11 protein-coding genes and 1 riboswitch are annotated in these 10653 nt (G+C 41.7%); of the genes, 6 read left to right on the top strand and 5 right to left on the bottom strand.

What is annotated here, in order from left to right; translation table 11 throughout:
• The 4 genes from HZA10_11245 to HZA10_11260 all read right to left on the bottom strand — a co-directional run.
• The coding region (locus HZA10_11245; GenBank protein MBI5196877.1) for a hypothetical protein at positions 1-1592 on the bottom strand (1592 nt) is incomplete at its 3' end.
• 33 nt (positions 1593-1625) lie between these two features.
• Positions 1626-2084 (bottom strand): protease inhibitor I42 family protein, encoded by a 459-nt coding sequence (locus HZA10_11250; protein ID MBI5196878.1) that lies wholly within the window; start codon positions 2082-2084, stop codon positions 1626-1628.
• A gap of 32 nt (positions 2085-2116) precedes the next feature.
• Positions 2117-2196: riboswitch (cyclic di-GMP riboswitch) on the bottom strand.
• Positions 2197-2334: 138 nt separating this feature from the next.
• Positions 2335-2742 (bottom strand): type II toxin-antitoxin system VapC family toxin, encoded by a 408-nt coding sequence (locus HZA10_11255; protein MBI5196879.1) that lies wholly within the window; start codon positions 2740-2742, stop codon positions 2335-2337.
• Positions 2733-3014: a hypothetical protein gene (locus tag HZA10_11260; protein MBI5196880.1), complete on the bottom strand. Its 282-nt coding sequence runs from the start codon at positions 3012-3014 to the stop codon at positions 2733-2735. The genes HZA10_11255 and HZA10_11260 overlap by 10 nt, the downstream gene beginning before the upstream one ends.
• A 270-nt stretch (positions 3015-3284) precedes the next feature.
• Here HZA10_11260 and HZA10_11265 point away from each other — a divergent pair, with 270 nt between their 5' ends.
• Entirely contained in the window at positions 3285-3470 is a 186-nt protein-coding gene (locus HZA10_11265; protein MBI5196881.1) for a CooT family nickel-binding protein, read from the top strand.
• Positions 3471-3543: 73 nt separating this feature from the next.
• Here the strand turns inward: HZA10_11265 and HZA10_11270 are convergent, their stop codons facing one another.
• The gene (locus tag HZA10_11270) at positions 3544-4461 is read right to left on the bottom strand and encodes a hypothetical protein (protein MBI5196882.1); all 918 of its coding nucleotides are present in this window, start codon (positions 4459-4461) and stop codon (positions 3544-3546) included.
• Positions 4462-4672: 211 nt separating this feature from the next.
• Between HZA10_11270 and trpC the strand changes: the two genes are divergently transcribed.
• The 5 genes from trpC (at position 4673) to HZA10_11295 (ending at position 10631) form a co-directional block, all read left to right on the top strand.
• Positions 4673-5470: an indole-3-glycerol phosphate synthase TrpC gene (gene trpC / locus HZA10_11275; protein MBI5196883.1), complete on the top strand. Its 798-nt coding sequence runs from the start codon at positions 4673-4675 to the stop codon at positions 5468-5470.
• A gap of 98 nt (positions 5471-5568) precedes the next feature.
• A complete protein-coding gene (argB, locus tag HZA10_11280; GenBank protein MBI5196884.1) occupies positions 5569-6450 on the top strand; it encodes an acetylglutamate kinase in 882 nt (293 codons plus the stop codon).
• A 230-nt stretch (positions 6451-6680) separates the two neighbouring features.
• On the top strand, positions 6681-8324 hold the full coding sequence (locus HZA10_11285; GenBank protein ID MBI5196885.1) for a hypothetical protein: 1644 nt from the start codon (positions 6681-6683) through the stop codon (positions 8322-8324).
• A gap of 150 nt (positions 8325-8474) precedes the next feature.
• Positions 8475-10271, top strand: a complete 1797-nt coding sequence (locus HZA10_11290) for an adenosylcobalamin-dependent ribonucleoside-diphosphate reductase (protein ID MBI5196886.1) — start codon at positions 8475-8477, stop codon at positions 10269-10271.
• 6 nt (positions 10272-10277) lie between these two features.
• Positions 10278-10631, top strand: a complete 354-nt coding sequence (locus HZA10_11295; protein MBI5196887.1) for a hypothetical protein — start codon at positions 10278-10280, stop codon at positions 10629-10631.
• Positions 10632-10653: the final 22 nt, after the last annotated feature.

The raw sequence follows: 10653 nt of genomic DNA on the forward strand, positions 1-10653 counted from the left end.
CAATCATCATCTATGTTGTTGCATGTTTCTGTAGCTCCCGGATGAATATTGGTATTGCTGTCATTGCAGTCTAATTCAGGATGTGCACATGAAGCGCTGGCTGGGTTACCATACCCATCACCATCATTATCCGTACATGTCCGAATAAATGCCTTCACACATACATTTGTATTTGTGAAGAAAGTTGTTATATCTGACCAGCCAATACCGTTCGAACTAACGAAGCTCTGTCCTGCACCGGCAGTAGCCTGGCTGCTATAACCTGCAAATGGATATTCTATCGGGACTGGATAATTAAATCCCGGGGTCGTAAGTTTTACTACAACGGAAAACTTCTGACCAGACGTAAGTGTAACAGACGGATTAAAAGAAATTGTATGATACCCCGGCAATGATATTGCACCTGTTTTGGTTCCAATAAGTGAACCGTTTGTAGGAGTTGAAGTGACACCTGTATAGATATATATCTCGTAGGATGAATTAACAGATGCGGTATAAAAGCTTACTGCTGAGAGTTGTTCATTTGCAGTAGCAGTGAAAATATTTGAAAACCATGCAGTATTACTTCCGGTATACCCTATGCTGGATGTCCAACCGAGAGGGTCATACTGGTATACGTTGCTATAATTTGCAGTAGCTTCAGCGCTATTGAATGCAGTATTACCTGAGCCTACAATAGTGTCATAATATGAAATATAAAAATACCCGTTTTCCCCCCATGCCGTCCCCCAGCTATTTTTTATAATAAATGCACCGTTCCCTGGCGGTACAGGTGAAAACCTGGTTCTGTCAAAATTATCATCCCAGCCGACTATTGTTACAGCGTGATTAGCATAATTTGATCCATTATAATAGTAAGCTTTATTTGTGAGATTATAGTAAGAGTCATTCCAGTACATTGTCGTATACAGACCACCATAAGTCATCACTGCTTGTTTGATATTGTCATTATCTAAAGAGTTTGTCCTGTCAGGGATGATAAGGGTCTCCTGCAAATGCTTTTTTGTAGTTAAACCTGTAGGGGATACATTTGAGTTAGGATTATACGGGTCGTCTGCTTCTAAAATTGGACCGCTCCACCGCGCAAGATATGCTGTGGACATATAGGCATCACCCCCATAGCAATGACCATAATCAAATCCATGAGTATTTTTAAGATTGTTTTCAGAAAAATCCCATGTCTCAGCGAGAAGAAGTATAGATTCCATAGAACCGTATGTGGCAAATGACCAGCAACTGCCGCAGTTTCCTTGATCTCTCACAGGCGTAACTTTACCAAGTGTGCGAAGGTCATAGCTTGTGGGGTACCCTACAATTGGAGCACCAAGTATAGAAGCATGTTGACCTTTCAAGTGAGAAAGATCAAGAGGAGAAGGTATTAATCCAAGACCATGCCCATCTGTTGTCAGCACTTCTACATTCAGCTCGTTGACCCTCTCTATGTTCCTACTAATAAAATCAGGGTTTATTGGTGCAATTTCAGGGACACCTGACTCCTGCGCGTTTACCGTAAAACTACTTAGTATCAATATAAGTATAAATATGAATATGCTAATTCCAGAACGAAATCTCTCTTTACCAATGAAATTCATTTTACCCCCCTTTTATTAGAGATTAATGATGATTTAAAATATTCTGACCTTTATTTTAAATATGTCAACTGCCTTATCTTTGCCTTCCCAATCCCTGTAAAAATATATAGAAATCTCTGCCTCACCTTCCCTGACAGCCCTTAGTTCCCATTGCCTCTTTACCGGAGCACCCACAAGTTCTTTTCTTGAAAGTTCTTTTGTATACTCTCCGACAAGTTTAAAATAACCTCTGTAAGATTCATCTAAATACCACTCATATCCTGTACTGCCATAACGTTCTAATTCTATTTGAATAACATCTCCAACCCCAATGGTTATCTCTTTACCGCTGTCATTTTTATTTATGATAATAGCAGCCTTTTCTTTTATTTCATTGACTTTTGTTTTAGTCCCCTCTCCCCAAGCAGAAATAGTTACAAATAGAACAAATAGAAAGAAAAAGAATGAAATTAAAAAGATATTTCTTCTCGTGCTCCCCCCAAGCGCAGACAAAATAAAAAAGCTGAATTTGCCAATGGTTTTTCCTTGGCAGCTCAGCCATGCCGGTTATCCGGTATCTGGTGCTTTCCGCCTCCCGGTTACCCGGGATTTAGCTTTATCTGGAAAGTAACTGTACAATTTTACCTTTACACAAGCTTACAATTCCTGTCAATAAAATTCGTTATATCTTATAGGCATTATAAGAAATATTTATAGTTGGATTGATGCGGGGAAGGCAGAGGCAGCCGGTGTGAATATTTTTTTACGAAGTAAACTTCTCCACAGTCAGTCCTTTAATTTTTCCATAATCCCTCAAATCGCATGTGACAACTGAAAAGGCAAGTGATATTGCAGTGGATGCAATCATCAAGTCATGGGCGCCGACATTAACTCCTTTTTTGGCTAAATTCGCCCAAATTTGCGCATATATTCTTGCAGCGCTTAGATCAAAAGGGTAGATTGGAAATAGTTCAATAATTTTCTCAACGTATGCTGTTTGTGTTAACCGCCTTTTTTCAGAATCGGCTCTGTGGATGCTATGCAAAAGCTCGGATATTGCTACTGCGCTTACCCCAAACAGTTCATTTTCCCGTCCTTTAATAAATTTTTCAATGCTCAGGTTATTACGTTCTATTGCGATAAGGACGCTTGTATCAAATATTACTCCCATTTGTTTTTCTCCGGCATTGACGGCTGGAGTTTAATAATGGTTTTTAAGTCTTTTTCAAACCTTTTAGCGTCATCGCCAAGCTGTGGGAGTTTTTTTAGCAGTTCTTTTAGTTCTCCGAGTCTCATCATTTTGGGAGATGTTTCAGCAGGAGATATCAGGGCTACGGGTTTTTTGCCTCTCAGGATTGTGTAATGATCGCCTTTGTACTTAATGGAGTTAAGGATTTCCGAAAATTTTCTTACAGCTTCAGTGGCGCTCAGTGTCTTATCCATAAATCCTCCTTAATTTATGTAAAATCTGATAATCATATTTTACATAAATTAGGGTTTATTGTCAATTATTTAAGCCTTGTCTTATACTATTGCATACTGTAAATCTAATGTCCTATGTACGCTGTAAGCATGTCATTCCGGCTTGTCCGGAATCTATTATTGCGGAAAGACTCCCGACAAGCGGGAGTGACGAATTTTTTTGGAATAGAAGTTATTAAGCAAGCCGTTAACCCCCTTTTTAAAGGGGCAGTAAAACAGGAGGCAATTGCAATGTGTGAAACCAATGTTTTTATTGAAAAAGACGGAAAGGAAGAGCTTTATCTGGAAAATGTGGATGTCATAAAGCCTGAAGGGGGCAGGGTTCACATGAAGAATATCTTCGGCGAGCAGAAGGTCTTTGAAGGCTCAATAAAAGAAATTTCACTAAATAAACATAAGATAATACTCAAAAGATGAAGGTTGAAGGATGGAGGTTGAAATTAATAACGAATAACTTATAACTAATAGCCAATAACGCCTAACTGTCTCCTCATATCTCATACGCCCCTGATTCTGCCTGATAGCCCATACTTTTTGTATAGAAAATAATCAAAGAGCTTGATATTGCAAGCACCAGATAATTCAGAAAGACATAAGTTACCAACTGATACGGGATATATATGAAGACCCCTATGACAGGTATCAGTGTGAAGGGGTAATTTAAGAAAAACAGAATGAAATTAATTATCATGTAACTGCCGATTAGAATCAGGTAAAACAAAATCGCATTAGGTTTTGTTTTAACAAAATCATAACTCTTCCTGAATGCCTCAATTGTTTTTGTTTTATCTACGGAGATGATAGTTACGGCGTATGCGGAAACCGTAAGCACGAGTATTGTGACTGCGACGGCGCTTAAGATAAGCAGCAAGGCTAAGAAGTAAGCCATGAACAAAACTAAAACAGTTCCTTGCTCATATGCGCTTACGACTGAAAAGCCAATTCCGGCAACAATTCCGACGATAAAAGATACAAGCATAAAAATAAGCAGTACAATGGAGCCAAACCAGAATATGGGGAAAAAAAGACTCTTGCTTTCTTTGATAAATGAAGGGAAACTGAATTTATATTGTGTGTTAAGCGCGGAATTTCTCAGCACTCCCAACGTCCCGCTGAATCCGAATATGCTTAATACAGAGGCAAAACACAGATAAATAAAAAATGTCAGAATTATGAAGATGGTAAGGCCGAAGTACCGTGAAAGAAACTCCAGCGGATTTTTTAATACATTCAGAAAGTCTTTGGCATGGGTTAAATCTATGCCGAAAAAGACAAATGCTATTGCAAGGGGTATTCCTACGAAAAGAATAAATCCTATGAATATAATAACCATTACGGCAATCTGGATGGGCAGCAACTGCCAGTTTTTATGAGTAAGTTTTAATCCTTCTTTGATGTTTTCAATCATGGTTAATTAAAATCAGGGTTCATGGATTCATGGATTCGGGGGTTCAAGTGAAGATAATAAGAAAAGTTAATTATTTTAATTATTACTTGAATCCTTGACCCCTTGACCCCTTGAATCCTTTTAAGATTATTGATGGCTTATTGTAGGTAAGCGTATGTCAAAAGTCAAATTAACTTGAAAAAGCCTTTCCCTTTCTTTAAAATCTCCATAAATGAGTGTTCTTGAAGAAATTTTACGGCATAAAGAAGAGGACCTAAAGCGGGCTAAAGGGATTTTGCCGCTGCCGGAGTTAAAGGCAAGTGTGCGGGATGCCGCACCTGTTTTATCTTTCCGGCAGGCAATAGAAAGAGGGCAGGATTCAGGGATAAATCTGATTGCTGAAATCAAAAAAGCGTCGCCTTCAAAGGGGGTAATAAGGGAGAATTTTGATTTATCCGGCATCGCAGATATTTATGACAGAAAAAATGTGGATGCAATATCGGTTCTCACCGAGAGGCATTTTTTTCAGGGGAGCATTGATTATCTGAGGGCTGTCAGGAAAATTACAAAGAAGCCTTTATTAAGAAAGGACTTTATTTTTGATGAGTATCAGGTATATGAGTCAAGGGTAAGCGGCGCTGATGCAATATTACTGATAGTCTCATGTCTTGAGCAATCCCGGTTGAAAGATTTGAGGGAGCTTGCAAAAGAACTTTCGCTTGACTCTATCGTAGAAGTTCACGGCTTAAAAGAGTTGGAAACGGCATTATCCTCAGGCGCGGACATAATCGGGATAAACAACAGGAACTTAAAGACTCTTGAGATAGACCTTAATACTACAGTCAGGCTTTTAAAAGATATTCCCCGGGATAGAATTGTCGTAAGCGAAAGCGGTATTAATACGAGGGCGGATGTTGAGGCAATGAAGGCGGCAGGTGTGGATGCCATACTTGTCGGCACAGTGTTTATGAAGTCCATGGACATCGGGGCTAAAATAGATGAGCTGATGGGGAAAAGTAAAAAAATTTGAACCACAGAGTGCACAGAGTGTATGGGAATAGAATTCTTCTAAATTTTGATACTTAATATTTTCTCTGTGCTCTCTGTGGTTAAATTAGGAGGCATTTTATGAAGACTTTAATTGAAAAGGCAAACATCCTGATTGAGTCGCTGCCGTACATCAGAAATTTTTACGGAAAGACTTTTGTAATTAAATACGGCGGCGCTGCAATGGTGAATGAAACACTTAAAAATGCTTTTGCGCAGGATGTAGTACTGCTGAATCTCATAGGACTGAAGCCGGTAATTGTGCACGGCGGCGGTCCGGCTATAAACAAAGTTATGGCACAGATGGGCAAGAAACCTACCTTTATCCACGGACAGCGGTTTACGGACAAAGAAACAATAGATATTGTTGAGATGGTTTTGGGCGGACTTATTAATAAAGAAATTGTTTCTTTAATCAACAGGCACGGCGGGCGCGCCATCGGGTTGAGCGGAAAAGACGGGGGGCTTATCAAGGCAAGGAAAAAAGTCGTAAGGAAGTTATCGCCTGAAACCGGAGAACCTGAAATAATTGATTTGGGACTTGTGGGAGAGGTTGAAAAAATTAATTCGCAGATACTTCGTTCCATGGAAAAAGACGGATTTATTCCTGTGATTGCGCCTATAGGCGCAGGCCGTATGAACGCCACTCTTAACATAAATGCGGATCTCGTTGCCGGTGCAGTTGCCGCTTCATTAAAAGCTGAAAAATTAATACTCCTGACAGATGTGGAGGGCATAAAAGACAAAAACAATAAATTAATATCTGAACTGGACAAGAAAATGATGAAGACCCTTATTGCAAAAAATATAATTTCGGGCGGTATGATGCCTAAGATTGAAGCCTGCACAGAGGCCCTTAAAGGAGGTGTCAGAAAAACTCATATCATAGACGGCAGAGTTCCCCATGCCCTGCTGCTTGAGATATTTACAAAAAAAGGCATAGGGACAGAAATAGTAAAATGAACCTTCCCGCCGCAGAGATTGCGGAGTATCCTAAAGTTTCCCCTCCCTTGACGGGAGGGGATGAAGGGGAGGGTGGAAAAAGCATTTTAATCACCCTCACCCTCCCCCGTCAAGGGGGAGGGAAGTATAAGGATACCTTACAGTCCCAAGGCTTTCGGGATGGGGTATTGAAAATTTAATAAAATCTACAGTTTTAAAGTGCAGTTAACGGTTAACGGACAGGAGGTTGAATGAGGTCCACGCAGAAGTTGACGTTTTTCCTGATTATTTTTTTTCTTTCCCCAGTTTTTTCAATAAATGCGGCTTCAGGCGATATGATATGGCAGGATGTAAGCCGCGGCATTAAAGACTTAAACCTGCAAGTTGTGGCGGTAAACCCTGACAATCCTGAGATAGTTTACGCAGGCTCTGTTAATACAATTTATAAAACAAAAGACGGAGGGGAAAATTGGGAGGAGGCGCTGTCATTTAAGGGCACTGGAAATACTGTAAATGCAATCGCGGTAAACCCGCTGAACTCAAAGATCATTTTTGCCGGAACCCGGGAAGGGCTTTACAAAAGCATAAACCACGGGACTGGCTGGACGAGGATTTTTACCGGAGTGGGAGAACTTAATACCGCTGTTCTTTCTCTTGCTGTTAATCCTGTAAACGCGGAAAATATTTTTATTGGAACCAAAGCCGGACTGTTTTGGACAGACACCGGAGGCGGCACATGGAGGAAAGCGCAGAATCTGCCTAATGACGCCGCAGTTTCTTCAATAGCGATAGATTTTTTCAGACCGGAAATTATTTATGCCGTTACGGCAAAAGGTTTTTTTAAGAGCATAAACGGCGCAATTGACTGGAAAAGAATGCTTGAATCAAGCATCCCTGAAAAATTTATTATAGAGGATGACAGCGCTTCAAATCAGGAAGAATCAGTGGGAATCAATGAGGCAGGGACTGAAATTAAAAGCATTGTCATCAATCCTAAAGATGCCGGCCTGCTGTATCTTGGGACATCAAAAGGGATGCTTATCAGCAGGGACGCCGGCATGACATGGAAGGCGGCGGGCAGTGCAGGACTGATTAGCCGTGATATACGCCATCTTTTAATCAGTCCGGCTGACCGTGATGGAGTTTATGCGGCAACCGGAAGGGGAGTTTTCAGATATTCCGTAGAATCAGGAAACTGGAAGGAACTTTACAAAGGACTTACTGCAGTTGACATCCGTTTTCTTGCCGCTCAGAATAATTCAGCAGCATTGTGGGCGGCTGCCGGGAAAGGGGTATTTAAAACATCCGCCGCTGTTCAGGACGCAGCGTCTTCTGACAGCGGAAAGAAATCACGGGAAATTCTTTCTGCCTTTGCCGATGAACCTGCCATTGAAGAGGTTCAGAAGGCGGCTATAAGATATGCAGAGGTGCACCCTGAAAAGATAGAGACCTGGAGGAAAGCTGCTCAAAAAAAGGCATGGCTGCCGCATATGACGCTCGGATATACCAAGGGCAGGGACTGGCAGAGCAGCAACGTCTATTCTTCAGGCGCATATGTAGGTGATGATATTACATGGGGCAAGGACTATGACTGGTCAATTGCATTCACGTGGGAATTGGGAGAACTTTTATGGAATAATGACCAGACCTCAATTGATACAAGGTCCAGGCTTATGGTTCAGTTAAGAGACGATGTTCTTAATGAAGTCACGAGGCTTTACTTTGAAAGACGTAGACTTCAGATTGAGATGCTGCTTTCTCCACCGGATGAACGCAAAGACGGGATAGAAAAGGAACTCAGGGTGCAGGAGCTGACTGCTGATATTGACGCCCTGACGGATTTTTATTTTTCAAAAAAGCTGAAAAATAAGGGTCAAGTAGCAAGCAGTAAGTAGCAGGATTTAAGATTCCCCCCTAAAAAGAGGGGGAAGGGCGTGTTTTTTATTTGTCATTCCGGCTTGTCCGGAATCGTTTCACAACGGCATATATTCCATTGTATTTGGCAGTTGACATTTGGATTTTGAAATTTAATTTGAGGATTGACTATGCGCTTAACTGAGAACGCACATACAGTCTTAAGAGTCCGCTATCTGCTAAAAGATGAGCAGGGCAGGGTTATTGAAACCCCTGAGGAAATGCTTTTGAGGGTTGCAAAAACTGCTGCTGCTCCGGAGAAGCTTTACGGCGGGACACCGCAGAAATGGGAGAAAAAATTTCATGATATGATGGATAATCTCCATTTCCTTCCGAACACGCCTATGCTGATAAATGCAGGCAAAGACCTCGGACAGCTTGCCGCATGTTTTGTTCTTCCTGTTGACGACTCCATGAAAAGCATCTTTGATTCCCTGAAAAATGCCGCCCTGATTTTACAAAGCGGAGGAGGCACGGGTTTTTCTTTTTCAAAATTAAGACCGAGGGCTGACCTTGTAAAATCAACCGGAGGCATTGCCAGCGGCCCTGTGTCATTCATGAAAATCTATAACACCGCAACAGAGGTTATAAAGCAGGGCGGGGCCAGGAGAGGCGCCAATATGGGCATCTTAAGGGTAGACCACCCGGACATAATTGAATTCATAAAGATTAAGAGGAATGAAAAAGAACTTACGAATTTTAATATTTCAATTGCTGTAACAGGTAAATTCATGAAGGCGCTGAAGGATAATTCCCGGTATGACCTGATAAATCCGAGAAACGGCCGCATCGCAGGACAGCTTAAAGCCAAAGATGTGTTTAAAGAAATAGTTGAAAGCACATGGGAGACAGGAGACCCCGGTCTTGTATTTATTAACAGGATTAACAGGGATAACCCCACTCCTCATATAGGAAAAATAGAAAGCACGAATCCATGCGGCGAACAGCCGCTTCTTCCGTTTGAGGCCTGCGTGCTCGGATCGGTAAATTTGGCAAGGATGGTTGTTAAAAAGGGTTCAAGGATTCAAGGATTCAAGGATTCAAGTGAAGGAAAAAACAATCCGTCAGCCGCTGGACCCCTGGACCCCTGGACCCCTGTTGTTGAGATTGACTGGCAGCTTTTGGCATCAACCGTAAAGCTTGCAGTCCGCTTTCTTGACAATGCAATTGATGCAAATAAGTATCCGGTGCCTGAGATTGAAAGGATGCATAAAGGCAACAGGAAGATAGGACTTGGCGTGATGGGCTGGGCTGATTTGCTCATAAAACTCGGCATCAGATATAACTCTAAGGAGGCATTTAAACTTGCGCGCGAGGTGATGAGTTTTATCAGGGAAAAGGCAAGGGAGGCGTCTTCGGAACTTGCAAGGGAAAAGGGCGTATTCCCGAATTTCAAAGGCTCAATTTATGACACGCCTGAGATTATTGCAAAAGGCGGGTACAGGAACGCAACCACGACAACCATTGCGCCTACCGGCACACTTTCAATAATTGCCGGCTGTTCAAGCGGCATAGAGCCGCTTTTTGCGATAGCTTATAAAAGGCAGGCGCTTGACACAACACTTCATGAGGTGCATCCGCTTTTTATTGAAACGGCAAAAAAGAGGGGATTTTACAGCGCCGGGCTTATCAGAAAAATTTCCGTAAAAGGCATGTTAAAGGGATTTAAAGAAATCCCGCCTGACGTAAAAAAACTCTTTGTAACTTCCCATGAAATATCCCCTGAGGAGCACATAGAGATTCAGGCGGCGTTTCAGGAATTTACTGATAATGCCGTCTCCAAGACGGTTAATTTAAAGCACAGGGCTCAAAGGGACGACATTGCAAAGGCATTTATTCTGGCATATGAAAAAGGATGCAAGGGCATCACTGTTTTCCGTTACGGCTCAAAACACGCGCCTCTTGAGAAGTATGAGGAAAGCGAGTAGCCATTTATGTTTGAACACCATAAAAAGCCGTTAATCAGCCGCAGGGAGTTTATTTCAAGGCAGCTTCAGTATGCCGGATTTTCCCTGATGGTTTTAATCTTTTCAATCGGGGTTGGAACGGCAGGGTATCATTTTTTTGGCGGGCTTGCATGGATAGACGCCTTTCTCAATGCATCCATGATTCTTACAGGAATGGGACCGGTGGATCATTTAAATACTGACAGCGGAAAATTATTTGCTTCTTTTTATGCGCTGTTCAGCGGCATATCGTTTCTTACATTTGTAGCAGTGCTTTTTGCGCCGGTTTATCACAGGTTTCTGCATAAAATGCATTTGGATGCTGAAGGTGAAGATAAATAATTTGACTGATTACTTGAGGCAG

Source organism: Nitrospirota bacterium (assembly GCA_016212185.1).
Classification (GTDB): domain Bacteria; phylum Nitrospirota; class Thermodesulfovibrionia; order UBA6902; family DSMQ01; genus JACRGX01.